Annotated in this window: 19 protein-coding genes, 2 rRNA genes and 1 other annotated feature; of the genes, 18 read left to right on the plus strand and 3 right to left on the minus strand. The window is 38.0% G+C overall.

What is annotated here, in order from left to right; translation table 11 throughout:
• The 5 genes from AC1DCY_RS22600 to asnB form a co-directional block, all read left to right on the plus strand.
• A 23S ribosomal RNA gene (locus tag AC1DCY_RS22600) occupies positions 1-145 on the plus strand; the annotation flags it as partial.
• Positions 146-212: 67 nt separating this feature from the next.
• Positions 213-328, plus strand: a 5S ribosomal RNA gene (gene rrf, locus AC1DCY_RS22605).
• 294 nt (positions 329-622) lie between these two features.
• Positions 623-2,086 carry an IMP dehydrogenase gene (gene guaB, locus AC1DCY_RS22610; protein ID WP_197143168.1) on the plus strand — a complete coding sequence of 488 codons (1,464 nt, stop codon included), beginning with the start codon at positions 623-625 and terminating at the stop codon, positions 2,084-2,086.
• A gap of 141 nt (positions 2,087-2,227) precedes the next feature.
• Complete coding sequence (locus AC1DCY_RS22615; protein WP_477353691.1) at positions 2,228-3,559, plus strand: D-alanyl-D-alanine carboxypeptidase family protein; 1,332 nt, start codon at positions 2,228-2,230, stop codon at positions 3,557-3,559.
• A gap of 102 nt (positions 3,560-3,661) precedes the next feature.
• Positions 3,662-5,500, plus strand: a complete 1,839-nt coding sequence (gene asnB / locus AC1DCY_RS22620; RefSeq protein ID WP_477353693.1) for an asparagine synthase (glutamine-hydrolyzing) — start codon at positions 3,662-3,664, stop codon at positions 5,498-5,500.
• A 25-nt stretch (positions 5,501-5,525) separates the two neighbouring features.
• Here asnB and pdxR read toward each other — a convergent pair whose 3' ends face one another.
• Positions 5,526-6,950 (minus strand): MocR-like pyridoxine biosynthesis transcription factor PdxR, encoded by a 1,425-nt coding sequence (gene pdxR / locus AC1DCY_RS22625; protein ID WP_477353695.1) that lies wholly within the window; start codon positions 6,948-6,950, stop codon positions 5,526-5,528.
• 105 nt (positions 6,951-7,055) lie between these two features.
• Here pdxR and pdxS point away from each other — a divergent pair, with 105 nt between their 5' ends.
• From pdxS to serS, 3 genes are all read left to right on the plus strand, one after another.
• The gene (gene pdxS / locus AC1DCY_RS22630; RefSeq protein WP_477353697.1) at positions 7,056-7,940 is read left to right on the plus strand and encodes a pyridoxal 5'-phosphate synthase lyase subunit PdxS; all 885 of its coding nucleotides are present in this window, start codon (positions 7,056-7,058) and stop codon (positions 7,938-7,940) included.
• Between the two features lies 1 nt (position 7,941).
• Positions 7,942-8,505, plus strand: a complete 564-nt coding sequence (gene pdxT / locus AC1DCY_RS22635) for a pyridoxal 5'-phosphate synthase glutaminase subunit PdxT (RefSeq protein ID WP_477353699.1) — start codon at positions 7,942-7,944, stop codon at positions 8,503-8,505.
• Positions 8,506-8,554: 49 nt separating this feature from the next.
• Positions 8,555-8,778: a binding site (T-box leader), on the plus strand.
• Between the two features lie 70 nt (positions 8,779-8,848).
• Positions 8,849-10,129 (plus strand): serine--tRNA ligase, encoded by a 1,281-nt coding sequence (serS, locus tag AC1DCY_RS22640; protein ID WP_477353701.1) that lies wholly within the window; start codon positions 8,849-8,851, stop codon positions 10,127-10,129.
• A gap of 170 nt (positions 10,130-10,299) precedes the next feature.
• Here the strand turns inward: serS and tadA are convergent, their stop codons facing one another.
• Complete coding sequence (gene tadA / locus AC1DCY_RS22645; RefSeq protein WP_477353702.1) at positions 10,300-10,821, minus strand: tRNA adenosine(34) deaminase TadA; 522 nt, start codon at positions 10,819-10,821, stop codon at positions 10,300-10,302.
• 187 nt (positions 10,822-11,008) lie between these two features.
• Between tadA and AC1DCY_RS22650 the strand changes: the two genes are divergently transcribed.
• The 10 genes from AC1DCY_RS22650 to AC1DCY_RS22695 all read left to right on the plus strand — a co-directional run bounded on the left by AC1DCY_RS22650 (position 11,009) and on the right by AC1DCY_RS22695 (position 19,876).
• Complete coding sequence (locus tag AC1DCY_RS22650) at positions 11,009-11,344, plus strand: ArsR/SmtB family transcription factor (RefSeq protein ID WP_477353704.1); 336 nt, start codon at positions 11,009-11,011, stop codon at positions 11,342-11,344.
• A 20-nt stretch (positions 11,345-11,364) separates the two neighbouring features.
• Entirely contained in the window at positions 11,365-12,321 is a 957-nt protein-coding gene (locus tag AC1DCY_RS22655; protein WP_477353706.1) for a cation diffusion facilitator family transporter, read from the plus strand.
• A gap of 76 nt (positions 12,322-12,397) precedes the next feature.
• Positions 12,398-12,730 carry a metal-sensitive transcriptional regulator gene (locus tag AC1DCY_RS22660; protein ID WP_403000975.1) on the plus strand — a complete coding sequence of 111 codons (333 nt, stop codon included), beginning with the start codon at positions 12,398-12,400 and terminating at the stop codon, positions 12,728-12,730.
• 347 nt (positions 12,731-13,077) lie between these two features.
• Complete coding sequence (copZ, locus tag AC1DCY_RS22665) at positions 13,078-13,284, plus strand: copper chaperone CopZ (protein ID WP_049662517.1); 207 nt, start codon at positions 13,078-13,080, stop codon at positions 13,282-13,284.
• Positions 13,285-13,365: 81 nt separating this feature from the next.
• The gene (locus tag AC1DCY_RS22670) at positions 13,366-15,777 is read left to right on the plus strand and encodes a heavy metal translocating P-type ATPase (protein WP_477353709.1); all 2,412 of its coding nucleotides are present in this window, start codon (positions 13,366-13,368) and stop codon (positions 15,775-15,777) included.
• Positions 15,778-16,041: 264 nt separating this feature from the next.
• Positions 16,042-16,680 (plus strand): deoxynucleoside kinase, encoded by a 639-nt coding sequence (locus AC1DCY_RS22675; RefSeq protein ID WP_477353711.1) that lies wholly within the window; start codon positions 16,042-16,044, stop codon positions 16,678-16,680.
• Complete coding sequence (locus AC1DCY_RS22680) at positions 16,677-17,345, plus strand: deoxynucleoside kinase (RefSeq protein WP_477353713.1); 669 nt, start codon at positions 16,677-16,679, stop codon at positions 17,343-17,345. The genes AC1DCY_RS22675 and AC1DCY_RS22680 overlap by 4 nt, the downstream gene beginning before the upstream one ends.
• A gap of 213 nt (positions 17,346-17,558) precedes the next feature.
• A complete protein-coding gene (locus AC1DCY_RS22685) occupies positions 17,559-18,053 on the plus strand; it encodes an LOG family protein (protein ID WP_477353735.1) in 495 nt (164 codons plus the stop codon).
• Between the two features lie 105 nt (positions 18,054-18,158).
• Positions 18,159-19,067, plus strand: coding sequence for a methyl-accepting chemotaxis protein (locus AC1DCY_RS22690; protein WP_477353715.1), 909 nt, complete (start codon positions 18,159-18,161; stop codon positions 19,065-19,067).
• Positions 19,068-19,246: 179 nt separating this feature from the next.
• On the plus strand, positions 19,247-19,876 hold the full coding sequence (locus AC1DCY_RS22695; RefSeq protein ID WP_477353717.1) for an RraA family protein: 630 nt from the start codon (positions 19,247-19,249) through the stop codon (positions 19,874-19,876).
• Between the two features lie 194 nt (positions 19,877-20,070).
• Here AC1DCY_RS22695 and AC1DCY_RS22700 read toward each other — a convergent pair whose 3' ends face one another.
• Positions 20,071-21,345 (minus strand): cation:dicarboxylate symporter family transporter, encoded by a 1,275-nt coding sequence (locus tag AC1DCY_RS22700; protein ID WP_477353719.1) that lies wholly within the window; start codon positions 21,343-21,345, stop codon positions 20,071-20,073.
• Positions 21,346-21,371 lie beyond the last annotated feature (26 nt).

Genomic DNA, 21,371 nt, shown 5'->3' on the forward strand with positions numbered 1-21,371 from the left:
CTAAGCATGAAGCCCCCCTCAAGATGAGATTTCCCATTACGCAAGTAAGTAAGATCCCTCAAAGACGATGAGGTAGATAGGTTCGAGGTGGAAGTGTGGTGACACATGGAGCTGACGAATACTAATCGATCGAGGACTTAACCAAAAAAAGTTTGAAACAATCAATGCACCGTTTATCCAGTTTTGAAAGAATAATCTTTCAATTAAATAAGTCTAGTGATGATGGCAAAGAGGTCACACCCGTTCCCATACCGAACACGGAAGTTAAGCTCTTTAGCGCCGATGGTAGTTGGGGGCTTCCCCCTGTGAGAGTAGGACGTCGCTAGGCAATATAAACAGTCAGCTGWGTGCTGGCTGTTTTTTTTATGAAAAACCTTATTAATTTATCAATAATTCGACAAAACTTGCTTAAAATAAGACAGAGCTTAACTATCATTTATACTAATTGTAGAAGAAATAAAAAAAGGCTATATTTTTCTCAGTGTATAAGGGTGAAAAGACTATCAAAGCTGCACCTTAAAAAATCTGAATTGTCTTTCTTTTATAAGTTTCTTGACAGTAGCTTAGCACGTTGTTAATCTTACAATTAATATTCTTTTAACTATAGGAGGACGTTACGAAAATGTGGGAAACTAAATTTGCCAAAGAAGGTTTAACTTTTGATGATGTATTATTAGTACCAGCGCATTCAGAAGTATTACCGAAAGATGTTGATTTATCAGTTCAACTAACACCAAAGATTAAATTAAATATTCCAATGATCAGCGCAGGCATGGATACAGTTACAGAATCTAAAATGGCAATAGCTATGGCACGTCAAGGTGGTATCGGTATTATCCATAAGAACATGTCGCTCGATGAGCAAGCTGAGCAAGTAGAAAAAGTAAAACGTTCTGAAAATGGTGTTATTACAAACCCATTCTTCTTAACTCCGACTCACCAAGTTTTCGATGCTGAGCATTTAATGGGTAAATACCGAATTTCTGGTGTACCAATTGTTGATAGTATGGAAAACCAAAAACTAGTAGGGATCATTACAAACCGCGACTTACGTTTCATTTCTGACTATTCTTTAAAAATTGAAGATGTTATGACAAAAGAAGATTTAATTACAGCACCTGTTGGAACGACTCTAGAGGATGCTGAAAAAATTCTTCAACAATATAAAATCGAAAAGTTACCAATTGTAGATGAAGAAGGTAAATTAACTGGATTAATTACAATTAAGGATATTGAGAAGGTAATTGAGTTCCCTAACGCTGCAAAAGACATTCATGGTCGTTTATTAGTAGGGGCAGCAGTTGGAGTTTCAAAAGATACGATGATACGTATTGAAAAGCTTGTTGAAGCACAAGTGGACATCGTAGTAATCGATACAGCTCACGGTCATTCTGAGGGTGTATTACAAACAATTCGCTCTATCCGTGAATCTTATCCTGAGCTTGAAATTATCGCCGGTAACGTGGCAACGGCTGAAGGTGCACGCGCATTATTTGAGGCTGGTGCAGATGTAGTGAAAGTTGGTATTGGACCAGGATCTATTTGTACTACTCGTGTCGTAGCTGGTGTAGGTGTACCACAAATTACAGCTGTTTACGATTGTGCAACAGTAGCACGTGAGCTTGGTAAAACAATTATTGCCGATGGAGGCATTAAGTACTCTGGTGACATCGTAAAAGCTCTTGCAGCGGGTGGTAATGTTGTAATGCTTGGTTCACTTCTTGCAGGTACTTCTGAATCTCCTGGTGAAACTGAAATCTTCCAAGGTCGTCGCTTCAAAGTTTACCGTGGTATGGGTTCAATTGGAGCTATGGAAAAAGGTTCAAAAGATCGTTACTTCCAAGAGGATGCGAAAAAATTAGTACCAGAGGGTATTGAAGGTCGTCTTCCTTATAAAGGGCCTCTAGCAGATACAATTTATCAACTAATCGGTGGTATTCGTGCAGGTATGGGTTATTGTGGTTCAGCTAACCTTGAGTTCTTACGTGAAAATGCTCAGTTTGTTCGAATGACAGGTGCAGGTCTACGTGAATCACATCCACATGATGTACAAATCACAAAAGAATCACCAAACTATTCGATGTAATATATTACTAGCAACTTTTATGCTCTCGAATCGTCTACAAAGATGACACGAGAGCATTTTTTTATGATAGAGAGTGCGCACGGAAGTTACTATATATGATAAAATGTCGAGGACAAGAATATTTTTTGGAGGGCTTTAAAGGTGAAAAAGACAATGAACACTGTCATTCGCTTACTCCTAATTCCTGTTTTGTTATTTAGTGTTTTAGCAGGTATTCCGGCGAAGGCAAATGCAGAAACAGATTTAGGACTACATGTGGATGCTGCAATTTTAATTGACGCAGATTCAGGAAAAATTTTATATGAACAAAATGCAGATACTTCACTAGGTATTGCGAGTATGACAAAAATGATGACTGAATACCTGTTATTGGACGCAATTGATGCAGGTACAGTTAAATGGGATCAAGAATATCATGTAACTGATTATACGTATAAATTGTCTCAAGATCGTGCGTTAAGTAATGTACCATTGCGTAGAGATGGATCTTACACAATTCGTGAATTATATGAGGCGATGGCAATTTACTCTGCAAATGCTGCTACGGTTGCTATAGCAGAAACAATTGCGGGTACTGAAACTGAGTTTTTAAAGCTAATGAATAAAAAAGCAGAAGAGCTTGGTCTTAAAGACTATAAATTCGTAAATTCTTCTGGTCTTAACAATGCAAATCTATTTGGTATGCATCCAGCAGGTACTGGACCAAATGATGAAAACGTAATGCCTGCTAAATCTGTAGCTAAATTAGCATATCATTTACTAAAAGATCATCCAGACGTATTAAAAACGTCTAAAATTGCAAAAAAGAAATTCCGTGAAGGAACAGATGATGAAATTAACATGGAGAACTGGAACTTTATGTTGCCAGGATTAGTGTACCAATATGAAGGCGTTGACGGATTAAAAACAGGTACAACAGACTTTGCTGGACATAGCTTTACAGGTACTGCAGAGCGTAATGGTACACGTTTAATTTCTGTTGTTATGAAGGCTGTAGATGGAAATGGACAAGGCTCATATAAAGCTCGCTTCGATGAAACAGCTAAATTGCTGAACTATGGCTTCTCACAATTCTCGAAACAAGAAATTATTCCAGCGAACTATAAGTTTAAAGATCAAGAAACAGTAAAAGTTACGAAAGGTAAAGAAAAGAATGTAGCGATTGCTGTTAAAGAACCAGTTTCATTTATGGTCAAGTCATCTGAGAAAGATTTATATAAACCTAAACTAGTTTTAGATAAAAAGAGTCTTGAAGCAGAGGTTAAGAAGGATACCGTTGTCGGAAAGTTAGTTCTTGAACGCTCAGAAGGCACAGATTACGGTTTTATTGACGGTAAGGACCTTAAAGCTGATGTTGTCACTACAGAGGCTGTAGAGCGTGCTGGTGGCATCTCATTGTTCTTCCAAGGTATTGGTAGCTTCTTCGGAAACTTATGGAACAGCATTACTGACTTTGTTGGTGGCTTATTTTAATAATTAACTTAAAGAACACGTAGATGTTTTCAAATATCTCGTGTTCTTTTTCACGTTTTTTCGCTCTACTGCATACGCTATTAGGCGAAAGGATGTGGCTAAATGTGTGGCATTACAGGATGGGCTAGCTTTCAAAAGGATTTAAGAACAAGTAATGAAATACTAAAGTTAATGACGCAAACGTTAAATAAACGAGGGCCAGATGATGAAAATATTTGGTGTAGTGAGCATATTGCATTTGGCCATCGTCGGCTAGCCGTCATAGATTTAATCGGTGGGAAGCAACCGATGCAGAAAGAACATGATGGTGCAAACTATGTCATTACATATAATGGCGAGCTTTATAATACAGAAGAATTAAGGAAAGAGCTGCAAAATCGAGGGCATCTTTTTACAACACATTCAGATACGGAAGTATTATTAACGGCTTATATTGAATGGAAAGAGCAGTGTGTTGATTTTTTAAATGGAATTTTCGCTTTTGGTATATGGGATGAACAATCACAATCTCTGTTTTTATGCCGAGACCGACTAGGTGTGAAGCCTTTATTTTACACAGAACAACAAGACGGCTTACTTTTTGCATCCGAAGTGAAAGCATTATTAGCTCATCCATTGATTAAAACAACCGTTAATACGGAAGGGCTAGCAAATATTATGGCTGTAGGACCGTCTAGAACGCCCGGGAAATCACCTTTTCAGAATATTAATGAGCTACGTCCAGGATATGCAATGCGTTTCTCTAGAGAGGGTATACGAGTTTGGCAGTATTGGCAGTTACAGAGTAACCGTCATGAAGAGTCATTAGAGGAGACGATCGATCATGTCCGTTTTTTAGTAACGGATGCTATTGAACGACAGCTTGTTTCAGACGTTCCAATATGTACATTTCTTTCAGGAGGATTAGATTCCAGCATTATTACAGGAATTGCTGCAAACATGTTCCAGCAACAAAATAAAGGCAAACTCCATACGTATTCTATAGACTACGAGGATAATGAACGTTTCTTTAATCCGCATGCTTTTCAAACATCCACAGATACGTATTGGATTCAAAAAATGACAGATACCTTTAGTACAACACACCATGCGGAGGAAATTTCCCAACAGCAATTAATCGATTTCTTAATAGAATCTGTCATCGTTAGAGATTCACCAGGGATGGCAGATGTAGATTCATCGTTATTATGGTTTTGTCGAGAAATTAAAAAGGATTTTACCGTTGCACTATCAGGTGAATGTGCAGATGAAATTTTCGGTGGCTATCCATGGTTTACAGAAACGACTACAGGTTTTCCATGGATTCGTTCACTATCTGAAAGATCAACAATGTTACAAGAGCGATGGCGTAAAAAATTAAAAGTTGAATCATATGCCCAACAAGCATATTCACAAACAATTGCTGAAGTACCATATCTGGATGGGGAGAGTATTGAGGAAGTAAGGCAGCGAGAAATGTTTTATTTGAATATGGTATGGTTTATGCAAACACTGCTGGAACGAAAAGACCGTATGAGCATGGGAGCGAGTCTTGAAGTTCGTGTGCCGTTTGCAGATCATCGTCTTGTGGAATATACGTGGAATATTCCTTGGGAAATGAAAAATTTAGACGGTATGGAAAAGGGTTTACTTCGTAAGGCAATGCAACATTTATTGCCAGAAGAAGTTTTATATCGGAAAAAGAATCCGTATCCTAAAACTTATCATCCAGTTTATACAGCGGGCGTTCAAAAATGGCTAAGAGAAATAATGGGGGACAAAAATTCAATTCTCCATGAATTATTTGAACGGCAGAAGCTAATAGAGCTAATTGAATCTGGTGGCAGTTCTTTCAAAGTTCCTTGGTATGGACAATTAATGGCAGGTCCACAGCTTTTAGCTTATCTAGGGCAAATTCATACATGGTTTAAGCTTTATAATATCCAGTTAATTGAATCATAATATCAAGGAAACACCGATCATCCTTTTAACGTGAGGTTGATCGGTGTTTTTTCTGTATATCCCAACAGTTCATTAGCTTTTCAATCGAAGGTTCAATTTCATGTACAGGTATACCCCCGAAACCTAGTAAAAATTGAGCTTGTGAGGATACGCCTTGATCCAAGCGGTAATCAGATAGTGGATAGATTCTGATTTCCTCATTGGAAGCAAGCTGCTGTAATTGCTTTTCAGACAAAGTATGTTGTACATCGAGTAAAATATGCATTCCTGCTTGTTCACCAGTGATGTTAATTTGATTAGAATAGTTTTCTAAAATAGAAGTAAGTTTTTCATGCTTTTTTCGATAAACCTTCCTCATTCGATTTAAATGCTTTGCAAAATGGCCGTCACGCATAAAATTAGCTACAATATGTTGATCGAAACGAGGTACGGTTGATGAATAGTAATTAAATACATCTTTATAAGCAACAAGTAATTTTGGTGGAAGTACAAAATAAGCAACGCGCAAGGATGGCATTAATGATTTTGTAAATGTACTCATATAAATTACTTTATCATTTCGATCTAATGCATGAAGGGCAGGAATCGGTTTTCCAGTATAACGAAATTCTGAATCATAATCATCTTCAATAATGTATCGAGAGGAGCTTTGTGCTGCCCAATTTAAAGCCTGTGCTCGTCTTGTAGCTGATAATACTGCTCCTGTAGGGAATTGGTGTGATGGCGTGATATAAACAACGTCCGCGCTAGTTTTTTCGAGCTCATGGATGACAATTCCTTCATCATCGACCGCATTTGGATAGACTTTTCGTTTATGCTGGGAAAACATACGATGCACAGCTGGATATCCTGGGTTTTCAAGTGCAAAGCAAGTATCGTCACTAAAGAGGCGCAAAATCATTGGTAGAAGCTGTTCTGTTCCTGAACCGATGACAATTTGCTCGGGACTACAAACAACCCCGCGTGATTGAAATAAATAATTAGCAATCTCTGTTCGTAAAGATAGTTCTCCCTGAGGCTCACCTGTTAATAATAATTCCTTTGAGGCATCATCAAAGAGCTCTTTCGCATATTTCCGCCATGTTTGAAAAGGGAAGGCATCAATATCGATAGAACCAGGATTAAAATCTATCTTGTACGATTTTTTCTTAGGTTGTTCGTTTAAGGAAGTATCTGTGTCCTGTTGAATATACGGAAGCTCGTCAATTTCCTCTACAAAATAACCAACACGGGATTTAGACATAATATACCCTTCAGCAAGAAGCTGTGCATATGCAATTTCAATTGTTGTTTGTGAAATATTCAAAAAATCGGCTAATTTTCTTTTTGATGGTAATTTTTCTCCTACTGCGATTTTCTTTGAAATAATAGCTTCTTTAATGCCGCTATAAAGCTGATCGTAGAGCGGTTTTTCACCATTTTTTTCTAGTTGAAATAATAGCATGTCCATGTGCATTAATCCTCCTGACCTTATGGTTATTTTATAAACTGGATATTTTTATATGGTCAATTTCAATTATACTAAATTTCATCATAAAGGTGGAGGTTAGAAATCATGAAACAAACAGGTACAGAATTAGTTAAGCGCGGGATGGCGGAAATGCAAAAGGGTGGCGTCATTATGGACGTTATTAATGCGGAGCAGGCGAAAATTGCGGAAGCGGCAGGAGCTGTAGCTGTCATGGCATTAGAACGAGTACCATCAGACATTCGTAAGGCGGGTGGTGTTGCACGTATGGCGGATCCTCGTATTGTCGAGGAGGTTATGGGGGCAGTATCCATTCCTGTCATGGCTAAAGCACGTATTGGACATATTGTAGAAGCAAGAGTGCTAGAAGCGATGGGTGTCGATTATATTGATGAAAGTGAAGTATTAACTCCAGCAGATGAAGAGTTTCATTTATTAAAAAGTGATTACACAGTGCCTTTTGTTTGTGGCTGTCGTGATTTAGGTGAAGCTGCTCGACGCATAGGTGAGGGGGCTTCCATGCTACGAACTAAAGGGGAACCAGGGACGGGTAATATTGTAGAGGCAGTTCGCCATATTCGTAAAGTGAATGCGCAAGTGCGTAAGGTAGTTGGTATGACAGAGGATGAATTAATGACAGAGGCTAAATTGCTTGGTGCTCCTTTTGAATTATTAAGAGAAATTAAGCGTCATGGCCGTTTACCAGTAGTGAATTTTGCAGCAGGTGGAGTTGCTACGCCAGCTGATGCAGCATTAATGATGGAGCTTGGAGCAGACGGTGTATTTGTTGGTTCTGGTATTTTTAAATCAGAAAACCCAGAGAAATTTGCTCGTGCTATTGTTGAGGCCACTACGCATTATAAGGACTACAAGCTAATTGCTGAAATTTCAAAAGAGCTAGGTGTTCCGATGAAAGGCATCGATATTGCACAGCTTAGTCAAAATGAGCGTATGCAAGAGCGAGGCTGGTAAGATGAAGCGAATCGGTGTTTTAGCATTACAGGGAGCGGTACGAGAGCATGTGCAAATGTTAGAGTCTCTTGGATGCGAAGCGGTCTTAGTAAAACAAAGTGCTGATTTAGAGAAGCTTGATGGACTTGTCTTGCCTGGTGGAGAAAGTACAACGATGCGGAAATTGCTGAATCGCTATGAGCTATTGGAGCCAATCCGCACACTTGCAAAGCAAGGTTTACCGATGTTTGGAACATGTGCAGGATTGATTTTATTAGCAAAGGAATTAGTGGATTATGAATCACATTTAGCAGTAATGGATGTGGTAGTTGCACGGAATTCTTATGGACGTCAGGTAGATAGCTTTGAAGTGAAGCTCGACATACCGGAAATAGGTGCTGCCATTCCGGCTGTCTTTATACGTGCGCCACATATTGTTTCAGTTGGTGAAGGTGTTGAAATATTAGCAGAGCATGACGGGAAAATCGTGTTAGCGAAAGACGATCATCTATTAGGTTGTTCCTTCCATCCAGAATTAACGTCAGATGCACGAATTCTTGAATATTTTGTATCTTCTATGGTATGACTTGCAAAATTTCACTTCATATAGTACAGTATGGATAAAATTTAAATAACTGAACACGATGATGGGAAGTAGTAGCAAGCACGTTTTTTTTAGAGAGTCAGCGGGTGGTGGAAGCTGATAAAAGCACTTGTGAATCCGTCCTGGAGTTGCGCAGTCGAAGTTAATGAAGTAGGCTGTCGCCGGCTGAAATGCCGTTATGAGATAAGTGGATTAGACAAAGTACAATGTGTCTAATCAATTAGGGTGGCAACGCGGGTAGCTCTCGTCCCTTTTGGGGATGAGGGCTTTTTTGTGTTTCTACTAAATATTTTCCCATCATTAAGAATCTACTGGAGGTATGACGATGTTAGATATTAAACGCGTGCGCGATAATTTCGCGGAAATTAAAGAAATGCTATTAACACGTAATGAGGATTTAGGAAACTTAGACGATTTTGAACAATTAGATGCAAAGCGTCGTGAATTAATTGCAAAAACAGAAGAGCTTAAAGCTGAACGTAATAAAGTATCTGAGCAAATTTCTATCATGAAACGTAATAAAGAAAATGCGGATGAAGTTATTGCACGTATGCGTCAGGTTGGCGATGAAATTAAAGAGCTAGATGTCCAATTAAATGATGTAGAAGAACGCTTTAAAGATATGATGATGCGTTTACCAAACATTCCACATGCATCTGTACCAGTTGGCACAACAGAGGACGATAATGTAGAGGAATATACTTGGGGTGACATTCCAACATTTGATTTTGATATTAAAGCACACTGGGATATCGCTACAGATTTAAAAATTGTAGACTTTGAACGTGGTGCAAAAGTGACTGGTAGCCGTTTCTTATTCTATCGAGGTCTTGGTGCTCGTTTAGAACGCGCATTAATGACATTTATGATGGACTTACATGCAGAAGAGCATGGTTATGAAGAAATGCTACCACCAGTAATTGTTAATCGTGATAGCTTAACCGGTACAGGACAGCTACCTAAATTTGAAGAAGATGTCTTTAAATTAGATGACACAGATTATTTCATGATTCCAACAGCAGAAGTACCTGTGACAAACTTCTACCGTGATGAAATTTTACCAGTTGAAGCATTACCACAGGGCTTTGCAGCATACAGTGCTTGCTTCCGTTCAGAAGCGGGTTCTGCGGGTCGCGATACACGTGGTTTAATTCGCCAACACCAATTCAACAAAGTAGAATTAGTACGCTTTGTAAAACCAGAAGAATCTTATGAACAGCTAGAACTATTAACAGGTCATGCAGAAAAAGTACTGCAATTATTAGGGTTACCATACCGTAAACTAAAAATGTGCACAGCTGATTTAGGCTTCACTGCAGCGAAAAAGTACGATTTAGAGGTTTGGATTCCAGCTCAAAATATGTACCGCGAAATCTCTTCATGCTCTAACTTTGAAGATTTCCAAGCACGTCGAGCAAATATTCGCTTCCGTCGTGAGGCAAATGCAAAACCAGAGTATGTACACACATTAAACGGCTCAGGTCTTGCGATCGGCCGTACAGTAGCAGCAATCCTAGAAAATTATCAGCAAGCCGACGGAAGCGTAGTGATTCCAGAAGTATTAGTTCCATATATGGGCGGAAAAGAAGTAATTGCCCCGAAATAAACTGGGACGAAAAATAAAAGAAACTACTGTTGAAAATTTAATCTCAACAGTAGTTTTTCTTTTATATGTTATATAACTTTATATGCCATTGAAGGCTAGAGGTTTTTATAATTGCTACTACAACACTTTCCTCTTGTTCAAAAAAGAGGGTGTCTCAAATTTTTTTTGAATTATTTAGATTCTTCATTTTCAACCATTAAAGCTTGTCTTGCCTTTTTCTCAGCTTTTTTTCGTTCACGTAATGCTCTAAAAAAATCGGTTAAGATTTGTCCGCATTCATCAGCTAAAATTCCTTCTGTTACTTCACATTCATGATTAAAGCGTGCATCGTTTAGTAAGCGATAGAGTGAATCTACACAGCCTGCTTTTATATCTCTTGCACCATATACAACACGTGGCACACGAGATTGTAAAATTGCACCTGCACACATAGGGCAAGGTTCAAGTGTCACATAGAGTATTGTTTTTTCAAGACGCCAGCTACCTATTTTTTTACAAGCCTCTTGAATAACCATTAATTCAGCGTGCGTCGTTGCATTTTGTGTTGTTTCTCGTAAATTATGAGCCCGTGCAATAATCTCTCCATCGTATACAAGCACAGCTCCTATTGGCACTTCTCCAAGTAAAGCTGCTTTCTTAGCTTCTTCCAGTGCACTGTTCATAAACAATCGGTCTGTTTCAAAAATATCCACTATAATCTCTCCTTATCATTTAGTGTATCTTGCTTAATTGACAATTGCTACTATCAAATATGTCACAGCAACAATGCGTCAGGATTCAGTAAGAAGTTAAAAAGTTGACATTTCCAAAACAACCATTTATATTTATATATTAATATATGCTCATATATAAATATAAAAAGGATAGGGGTAAAACTATATGGATGAAAAATTAAAAAATACAGATGTTCAGACTAACAAAGAGCAACATTTAGACGAAGAAACACTATTCGTCGTATCTCAAACATTTAAAGCATTAAGTGATCCGACAAGAATTCGTATTTTAAATTTATTATGTACGGATGAACATTCAGTCAACGACATTGCTGAGATTTTAGATTTAGGTCAATCAACAGTTTCACATCAGTTACGTTTTTTGAAAAATTTAAGGTTAGTGAAATATAGAAGAGAAGGCACAACTTTATATTATTCAAAAGATGATGATCACATTATGAATTTGTTGATGCAAGCTATTGAGCATGCTACACATAACTAGAGTTAATGGAGGGATAAAACATGGGACATAGTCATGATCACAGCCATGACCATACGCATGGCGCAAATAAAAAGGTGTTAATAGTATCATTTATTATTATTACGAGTTATATGGTTGTTGAAGCGATTGGTGGTTATTTAACAAATAGTTTGGCTCTTTTATCCGATGCAGGACATATGTTAAGTGATTCAATTTCATTAGCGATAGCCTTACTTGCTTTTATGTTTGGAGAAAAGGCTGCGAGCTATAGTAAAACATACGGTTATAAACGCTTTGAAATTTTGGCAGCAGTATTAAATGGTGTGACTTTAATTTTAATTGCTTTATTCATTTTCTATGAAGCAATAAAACGTTTTGCAAATCCACCAGAAGTAGCAACTACAGGCATGCTAGTTATTAGTACGATTGGTCTTCTGATAAATATTTTAGTAGCTTGGATTATGATGCGTGGCAGTGATACAAAAGATAATTTGAATATGCGCGGGGCTTTTTTACACGTATTAAGTGATATGCTTGGATCTGTAGGGGCCATCGTTGCCGCACTATTAATGATGTTTTTTGGTTGGGGCTGGGCTGATCCACTTGCGAGTGTTATTGTTGCAATATTAGTATTGAGAAGCGGCTACTATGTAACGAAGGCAGCTGTTCATGTTCTCATGGAGGGAACACCTACAAATGTAGACGTTGAGGAAATCATACAAACTATTGTACAAACTAATGGTGTTCAAAGCATTCACGATTTACACATTTGGGCAATAACAAGTGGAACAAATGCGCTTTCTTGTCATGCAGTTGTTAATGATCACCTAAAAATTGCGGATAGTGAGAATATATTACGAGAAATTGAACATAATCTTGAGCATAAGGGCATAAAGCATGTAACGATTCAATTGGAAACCGTAGCACATAAGCATGATAATTCAATTTTATGTACAATAAAAAATGAGCAGTCAAATCATCACGGCCATCATCATTAAAAAATAAAAATTTTTCAGCTTTACATACCCTTCGTGGGTATGGTAATCTGTAATTGTAAGGTAGGAGGTGTATTAAATGGAGGATATAGTGAAAGAAGATGCTTGTTATACAGAGGAAGCTACGTCGTGTCGAAAAAGCCACCATCCTGAACGTGTTAAAAAGGATTTAACGACTCGTTTGAATCGAATTGAAGGTCAAATCCGAGGTATTAAAGGGATGATTGACAAAGACGTTTACTGTGATGATATTATTACGCAACTGTCTGCCACACAGTCTGCTTTAAATAGTGTAGCAAAGATATTATTAGAAGGTCATTTAAAGGGATGTGTAGTAGATCGCCTATCAGAAGGTGATGAGGCAGTGTTAGATGAATTAGTAGTGACTATTCAAAAGTTAATGAAAAAGTAAATTTTTTTAACTTCTTTCAGCAAGTGTTTTATGTAGCGAAAGCGAAGCGTCAGCTACCGAAGCCCCTCCTCTATAGGTGGCGAGTTGAATGCGGTTTTAAGTCATTATTCAGCAGGTGTCCAAACATCAGCTGAAAGAAGTTAAAGCCTCCGGCGGATGTCACGGAATCGGAAAGGAGTTCAATATAGGATGTTAGCCTAAGATCATCGCATCCATGCGATAACGGCTAACTGACCTGCATCGTGCAGGCCTAAGCACAAAGCCGATTCCGGACGCAATTATGCCGAGGCATAATTGATTAAATATATACCCCTATACAGTATCAAACATTAAAGGAGAGATATTTTATGCAAAACGTAACTTTAAACGTACAAGGAATGTCATGTGGACATTGTGTAAACTCAGTGGAAAAAAGTGTTGGCGCTTTAACTGGCGTTGAACAAGTAAAAGTAAACTTAGCTGATGGCTTAGTAGATGTAGCATTTGACGAAACACAAGTATCTCTAGACCAAATTAAAGAAACAATCGACGATCAAGGCTATGACGTTAAATAATAAAAGTAGGGTGCTCTTGTAGCACTCTCTAATTTTCAATTCAATATACCCCCTGTTGGTATGTGGAGAGGAGAAATGATGATGAGTTCGGAAATAAAAGAAGCAAATTTGCAAATTACAGGTATGACATGTGCAGCCTGTGCGACTCGTATAGAAAAAGGTTTAAATAAAATGGATGGTGTAGAACAAGCGACGGTTAATTTAGCTCTTGAAAAATCATCTATTAAATATGATCCGACAAAATTAAACGAAGAAGACTTTGAAAAGAAAATTGAAGCACTTGGTTATGGTGTCGTGAAACAAAAAACTGAATTCAACATTACAGGCATGACATGTGCAGCCTGTGCTACACGTATAGAGAAGGGTTTAAATAAACTAGCGGGTGTATCCTCTGCGAACGTAAACTTAGCACTCGAAAAAGCAACTATTGAGTTTAACCCATCTGAGTTGGCGATTGCAGATATTATTGCAAAAGTTGAGAAATTAGGATATGAGGCTCATCAAAAAGCAGATGAGCAAGAAACTGTGGATCATCGTGAACAGGCCATTAAACAACAGCAGAATAAATTTATTTTATCGGCCATTCTTTCATTACCATTACTGTGGACGATGGTAGGACATTTTTCATTTACATCATTTTTATATGTCCCTGAGCTTTTAATGAATCCGTGGGTACAAATGGTGTTGGCTACTCCTGTTCAATTTATCATTGGGAAGCAATTTTACGTTGGAGCCTACAAAGCTTTACGTAATGGTAGTGCCAATATGGATGTACTTGTAGTAATGGGAACATCTGCGGCGTATTTTTATAGTGTTTATCAAGCAATTATTACTACGGGGTCACATCATGCCCCACACCTATATTTTGAAACAAGTGCCGTATTGATTACTTTAATTTTATTAGGAAAATTATTTGAAGCGAAAGCGAAAGGTCGCTCATCGGAAGCAATCAAAAAATTAATGGGCCTTCAGGCAAAAACGGCCATCGTGGTTCGTGCCGGTGTAGAGAAAGAAGTACCATTAGAAGAAGTAGTCATTGGTGACATTATTTTAGTGAAACCAGGTGAAAAAATTCCTGTTGATGGTGAAGTGTTAGATGGAACAACGGCTGTAGATGAATCGATGTTAACAGGGGAAAGTTTACCTGTTGATAAAAAGCAAGGTGACCTATTATTTGGTTCCACTATTAATAAAAATGGTTTTATTAAAATGACAGCAACTAAAGTCGGTCGTGACACGGCCTTAGCTCAAATTATTAAAGTTGTAGAAGATGCACAAGGCTCAAAAGCGCCAATCCAGCGCTTAGCAGACCAAATTTCTGGCGTCTTTGTACCAATCGTTGTTGGTATTGCGCTTGTCACGTTTTTAATTTGGATTATTTGGGTGCGACCTGGTGAATTTACGCCTGCACTTGAAGTATTAATTGCAGTTCTCGTTATCGCTTGTCCGTGTGCGCTTGGATTAGCAACGCCAACATCTATTATGGCGGGCTCAGGTCGTGCGGCGGAATTCGGAATTTTATTTAAAGGTGGAGAGCATTTAGAGCAAACACAAAGCATCGATACGGTAGTTGTTGATAAAACAGGTACAGTGACACACGGCAAACCTGTATTAACGGATGTTGTACTAGCAGCAAATCAAGACGAAGCACGCTTTTTATCGTTAATTGGTGCAGCAGAGAAGCAATCCGAGCACCCGTTAGCAGAAGCAATTGTTCAAGGAATTGCTGATCGCGGTATTGACCTAGGAGATGTTCAATTCTTTGAAGCGATACCAGGTTACGGTGTGCAAGCGACTGTCTCTGGTCAAGGCGTTGTCATCGGTACTCGTAAATTGATGAAGCAATACGGTATTCATATTGATGATATCCTACCAACAATGGAACAATTAGAGGAAAACGGCAAAACAGCCATGTTAGCGGCAATTAACGGTCAGTATGCAGGTCTAGTAGCAGTTGCTGATACAGTGAAAGATACTTCAAAAGAAGCGGTTAGTCGTCTACAAGAAATGGGCATTACGGTGATTATGATGACTGGTGACAATGAACGTACAGCACAAGCAATTGGAGCTGAAGTTGGTGTGAATCATGTGATTGCTGAAGTGCTACCAGAAGGTAAAGCTAATGAAGTGAAAAAACTGCAAGCTACAGGTAAAAAAGTAGCGATGGTTGGTGATGGTATTAACGATGCACCAGCACTTGCAACAGCTAATATTGGAATGGCGATTGGTACCGGTACAGACGTCGCTATGGAAGCAGCGGATATCACACTAATTCGTGGCGATTTAAACAGTATTGCGGATGCTATTATCATGAGTCGTAAAACAATGCGCAACATTAAACAAAACTTATTCTGGGCATTTGCTTACAATACATTAGGTATTCCAATTGCCGCAATCGGTTTACTAGCTCCTTGGGTAGCAGGTGCAGCGATGGCGTTTAGTTCAGTATCTGTCGTTTTAAATGCACTGCGTTTACAGCGAGTTAAATTATAAGGGTTACGATAGATCCACTTTGAGTGGGTCTATTTTTTTATTTATTTCAGCGGATGTCAAAGAATTGGTTTTGGCCTCCTATTTTAATAGAGAAATAGTTTGGTTCTGTTTTTCACTTTCTCACTATGATACAATGAAAAGCACTGATTTATTTTCTAAGCCTTCGGACGCAATGATGCCGAGGCATAATTGATATAATTATAAAAACCTCGAGGACGGGGTAATTGACGATAGAATCCATAGAACATAAAGGAGGAGCTTCTGGTGACGGTTCCATTTGTTACGGTAGAAGGTCCGATTGGTGTTGGTAAAACCTCTTTATCGAAAGAGATTGCAGCGACATTTAATTACCATCTATTAAAAGAAATAGTAGACGAAAACCCTTTTCTAAATAAGTTTTATGAAAACATTGAGGAATGGAGCTTCCAAACGGAAATGTTCTTCCTATGTAATCGCTATAAACAATTATCGGATATAAAAAGTTTCCGTTTAACACATGATAAACCTGTTGTAGCAGACTACCACATTTTTAAAAATTTAATATTTGCAAAGCGTACATTGGCATCAACTGAGTATGATAAATACGAGGAAATCTATAAAATATTAACGAAAGATATGCCTGTACCGAATGTAGTTGTTTATTTACATGCCAGTGTTGATACGCTGATGAAACGTATTGCGATGCGCGGTCGTGAATTTGAAAAATTGATTTCACGAGATTACATGGAGCAACTGGTGGCAGATTATCATTCTTTTATCGAGCATTTTGAGAAGATGCATCCTGAAATTCCTATTATTCGATTTAATGGTGATCAGCTTGATTTCGTAAAAAATCCAAATGATTTGACATATGTTTTACAAACAATAAAGGACACGTTACAACAAAGGAGTTTGCAACAATGAATTTGAGAGAAAAATTCGATATTCCACCACAAACGGTCATTACAATTGCTGGTACGGTTGGTGTAGGAAAATCAACGATGACAAAGGCGTTGGCAGAGGCGTTAAATTTCCGTACGTCATTTGAAAAGGTAGATACTAATCCATATTTAGATAAATTTTATGAGGACTTTGAAAAATGGAGCTTCCATTTACAGGTGTATTTTTTAGCGGAGCGTTTTAAGGAGCAGAAGCGAATCTTTGAATACGGCGGCGGATTTATTCAAGATCGCTCAATCTACGAAGATACAGGGATTTTTGCGAAGATGCACTATGACAAAGGTACAATGAGCCCAACAGATTATGAGACGTATACAAATTTATTTGATGCGATGGTGATGACACCGTACTTCCCACATCCAGATTTACTTGTTTATCTAGAAGGGCCAATTGATGCTGTAATTGGACGTATTCAAGAGCGTGGACGTACAATGGAGCAACAAACACCGAATGATTATTGGATTGAAATGCATGACCGCTATGAAAATTGGATCAATAATTTTAATTCATGCCCAGTTCTACGTTTAGATATCAATGATTATGATTTATTAAAAAATCCTGAAGCAATTGAATCAATTGTGAGCCGTATCAGTCATATGCTAAAACAAACTAGTCATTTACGTAAATAGAAGGTTTATTAAAGCTTATATTTCTAGAACAATAGGAAGATAAATTTTGGCGTTCTGGCCGAAAGCGCAGCGATGTGCAGAAAAAGTAATTGAAGAAAATAAATGATCAAAAGACGTGAGACAATATGTAAACTATTGTGTCACGTCTTTTGAATAGGGGGGATTACTATAAGAATAGCGGTATATTGTGGTTCTGGCTTAGGCATAAACCCAATTTATGCAGAGAAGGCAGACGAATTAGGGACTGTATTAGCTCAAAATGGTCATGGTGTCGTTTATGGTGGTTCGAAAACAGGATTAATGGGGAAAGTAGCAGATGCAGTTTTAGAAGCTGGCGGAGAGGTTATTGGCGTGATGCCAAATCATTTGCAGGAGCGGGAATTAGCACATGCCTCGTTAACAGAGATTCATTTTGTTGAGTCTATGCATGTACGCAAAGCCAAAATGGTAGAGTTAGCAGATGTTTTTATAGCTTTACCAGGTGGTGGCGGGACAATGGATGAATATTTTGAAGTGTTTACGTGGGCACAAATAGGATTACATGAAAAACCCGTAATTTTATATAATGTAAATGGCTTTTATGATGCACTTTTACAACAATTTCAGAAAATGCTTGAGGAAAGGTTTATACGAACTGAACAAAAACCACTGATCCGTGTAGCTACTACATCGGAAGAAGTATTAAATTTTGTGAAAAAACATGGGTAATATCCCCATGTTTTTTCTGCAATAAATAATCTTTATAAGTATTTTTATTGGGTTCGTTACCATAAAAATTTTTAGTTCACTAATACAATGAAAGAGGTGTAGATTATGCAAACAATAGATACACAAGTTACTGATGACCTAGTAGTACTGGCAATTGAACGAAATATAGCCATTATCCGTTTTGATATGAATCATAAAGTTGCCTATGTTAATGAACTTTTTGCTAAGACATTAGGCTATAAAGTGGAGGAAATGATAGGAAAAGATCATAAGGATTTTTGTTTACCGGAATTTGTGAATAGCATAGAGTACGGAAAATTTTGGCGCAATTTAGCTGCTGGCAATAGCTATCAGGATAAAATCGAAAGGATGGATGCAAGCGGAAATAGAATTTGGCTTGAGGCTACTTATATGCCTGTCTTTGCTAATAATTCAAGTAAGGTGCTTGGCGTATCGAAAATCGCAACAAATATTACTGAACGTCAAAGTGAAATTGTTAGTGTAGCCGATACATTAAAGGTCATGTCTAAAGAGCTTCATAGCCGTTCAGAGGCTGGTATTCAAAATAGCGAGGATTTACTAGGAACAGTGAAAGAGGTTTCACAAGAGTCTGCCGATAATGTTAGAAATCTTGCGCAGCTACAGAAGCAAGCTGAATCTATTAAAGGGATTGTGAAAACCATTCAAGAAATTGCTTCTCAGACAAATCTACTTGCACTAAATGCAGCTATTGAAGCAGCAAGAGCCGGTGAGTATGGCCGTGGCTTTGATGTTGTAGCAAAAGAGGTAAGAAAACTTTCAGCAAGGGTGGAGCAATCTATTTCAGAAGTAAAAGATAATGTTGAGGGTATTGAGCGAGAGATTGGAAAAGTCACTGAAAGTATCACACGAATAGCTGAAAAAGTTGAAAAAACAAATGGTCAAATTAATGTAACAACGAATGATTTTGCCGAAATTGCTACTGCAGCAGAGGCATTAGATGAACAATCAAGACATTTTACCGAAATAATTTAACTTCTTTCAGCAATTGTTTTATGCAATGTAAGTGAATCGGCAGTTACAATTATTTTCTATAGCGAAAGCGAAAGGAAATACATAATTCTCATAATTTTCTGATATATATTGAAATAGTAGATCATTTTTATTTACAATAATTGTGTAAGCTTTCATAAATCATAATAGGGGTGTTATAGATGACAAAGGTGGGAGTAAGTTTTAAGCATTTGCCAACAACCGCAGTTTCAGATGCGACAGGGGGACATACGAATTTACGTAGTGATATTAAACCGTTAGCAGATCATTTTAAAATTGCTGGCCGTGCGGTAACAGTGCGTTTACCAGATGGTGAAAATGGTGCAGTATTGGAAGCTATTCGAGCTGCTGAAGAAGGGGATATTTTAGTAATTGACGCTAAAGGGAATACCAATCGTGCAGTTGCTGGTGACTTTGTTCTCTCATTAGCTAAGGGTATCGGTGTACAGGGCTTTGTCGTTGATGGTGTTATTCGAGATATTGCAGCTATTCGTGAGCTGGACTTTCCTGTATTTTCACTTGGCACAACGGTAGCATCTGGCAATAAAAACGGTGGCGGCAAAGTAAATGTTCCTATTGCTATTGGGGGCGTATCTATTCGTCCTGGTGATTATATCATTGGGGATGTGGACGGTGTCGTTGTCGTACCACATGAAGATGCGGAGCGTATTGTTGCAGTTGCTGAGGCAAAGCTTGAAAAAGATGATATACGTGCACAAGAGGCACATGCAAATGGAAAAGAATCTATTATCGCTTATTTAGATAAAGTTTTAATTTCTTCCAGCAAATAACATTTATACCGAAAGCAAAGCGACAGCAACATACGATTGAGTGACCAACATCATGCCGCTGACGCAACGCTTTCGAAAAAAACATCTACAGGCACAAAGCCGATTCCAAGACGCAATTATGCCGAGGCATAATTGATCAAAAATAAAAAAACCCTCACGATGCCATCCATACATCGTGAGGATTTTTTTAATTTTTATGCTAAATTTTCATTATCTTTAAAGTAATTTTTCATTTTCTCTGAATCGAAACGGCCTTCCCATTTCGCCATTACTAATGACGCAAGTGAGTTACCAATTACGTTAACGACTGTACGTCCCATGTCAAGAATACGATCGATACCTGCGATAAATGCTAAACCTTCAACTGGAATGCCGACAGTACCTAAAGTTGCTAGAAGCACAACGAAGGATACTCCTGGAACACCTGCAATCCCTTTAGATGTAACCATTAATACAAGCATTAACGTAATTTGTTCACCAATACTTAGGTGAATACCGTACATTTGAGCAATAAATAAAGCAGCGATAGCTTGATACAGTGTAGAACCATCTAGGTTAAAGGAGTAACCTGTTGGAATAACAAAGGATACGATATCCTTTGGAGCACCTAGTTTCTCCATTTTCATCATAACTCGCGGTAACACAGCTTCAGAACTTGCTGTTGAGAACGCTAAAATCAGCTCATCTTTTAGTACCTTAATTAAGAAGAAGATACTGATACCTGTAAATTTGGCCACAAGACCAAGTACGACAAAGATAAAGAATAGCATTGTTGCATAAACAAGTATAGCGAGTTTGCCAAGTGGTATTAGTGAAGCGAATCCATATTTGGAAACGGTTACACCAATTAAACCAAATACCCCAATTGGAGCGAATTTCATTACGAGGTTAGTTACCCAGAACATGGTATCTGCTACCCCTTGGAAGAAGTTTAATACTGGTTTACCACGTTCGCCAATGGCAGCAACCCCTAAACCAAAAATAACTGAGAAGAAAATGATAGCAAGCATATCACCTTCAGACATTGCCTGAATGATATTTGTCGGTACTATGCCTACAATAATATCAAATGGTCCTTCATGCTGTACTTCTTCTGTAGTTGCAACGTATTTCGAAATATCTCCTTTAGAGAGCTCGTCCATGTTTACGCCCGCGCCTGGTTGGAATAAGTTTGCGGAAAGTAAACCAACTACAATTGCTACTGTTGTAATAACTTCGAAGTAAAGAAGCGATTTACCGCCTAATCGTCCAAGCTGTTTCATATCTCCAGTTCCAGCTACACCAACGATTAAAGTTGAAATAATAATCGGTACAACAATCATTTTAATTAGATGAAGGAAAATATCACCTAAAGGTTGTAAATATGTTTCGATTTTTGGATTTCCGTAAAAGATTCCGCCAACAATTATCCCTAAAACCAAACCGACTAAAATTTGAGTGGCTAAACTGAGTCTAAATTTCTTCTTCAAAACCTTAGTACCTCCTAATATTAAAA

Source organism: Lysinibacillus sp. 10T31, assembly GCF_056394365.1.

Excerpts from the sequence above, each read along its gene's own strand:
- guaB (WP_197143168.1), top strand. The coding sequence starts at position 623 with ATGTGGGAAACTAAATTTGCCAAAGAAGGTTTAACTTTTGATGATGTA.
- asnB (WP_477353693.1), top strand. The coding sequence starts at position 3,662 with ATGTGTGGCATTACAGGATGGGCTAGCTTTCAAAAGGATTTAAGAACA.
- pdxR (WP_477353695.1), bottom strand. The coding sequence starts at position 6,950 with ATGGACATGCTATTATTTCAACTAGAAAAAAATGGTGAAAAACCGCTC.
- pdxS (WP_477353697.1), top strand. The coding sequence starts at position 7,056 with ATGAAACAAACAGGTACAGAATTAGTTAAGCGCGGGATGGCGGAAATG.
- pdxT (WP_477353699.1), top strand. The coding sequence starts at position 7,942 with ATGAAGCGAATCGGTGTTTTAGCATTACAGGGAGCGGTACGAGAGCAT.
- serS (WP_477353701.1), top strand. The coding sequence starts at position 8,849 with ATGTTAGATATTAAACGCGTGCGCGATAATTTCGCGGAAATTAAAGAA.
- AC1DCY_RS22650 (WP_477353704.1), top strand. The coding sequence starts at position 11,009 with ATGGATGAAAAATTAAAAAATACAGATGTTCAGACTAACAAAGAGCAA.
- AC1DCY_RS22655 (WP_477353706.1), top strand. The coding sequence starts at position 11,365 with ATGGGACATAGTCATGATCACAGCCATGACCATACGCATGGCGCAAAT.
- AC1DCY_RS22660 (WP_403000975.1), top strand. The coding sequence starts at position 12,398 with ATGGAGGATATAGTGAAAGAAGATGCTTGTTATACAGAGGAAGCTACG.
- copZ (WP_049662517.1), top strand. The coding sequence starts at position 13,078 with ATGCAAAACGTAACTTTAAACGTACAAGGAATGTCATGTGGACATTGT.
- AC1DCY_RS22670 (WP_477353709.1), top strand. The coding sequence starts at position 13,366 with ATGAGTTCGGAAATAAAAGAAGCAAATTTGCAAATTACAGGTATGACA.
- AC1DCY_RS22680 (WP_477353713.1), top strand. The coding sequence starts at position 16,677 with ATGAATTTGAGAGAAAAATTCGATATTCCACCACAAACGGTCATTACA.
- AC1DCY_RS22690 (WP_477353715.1), top strand. The coding sequence starts at position 18,159 with ATGCAAACAATAGATACACAAGTTACTGATGACCTAGTAGTACTGGCA.
- AC1DCY_RS22695 (WP_477353717.1), top strand. The coding sequence starts at position 19,247 with ATGACAAAGGTGGGAGTAAGTTTTAAGCATTTGCCAACAACCGCAGTT.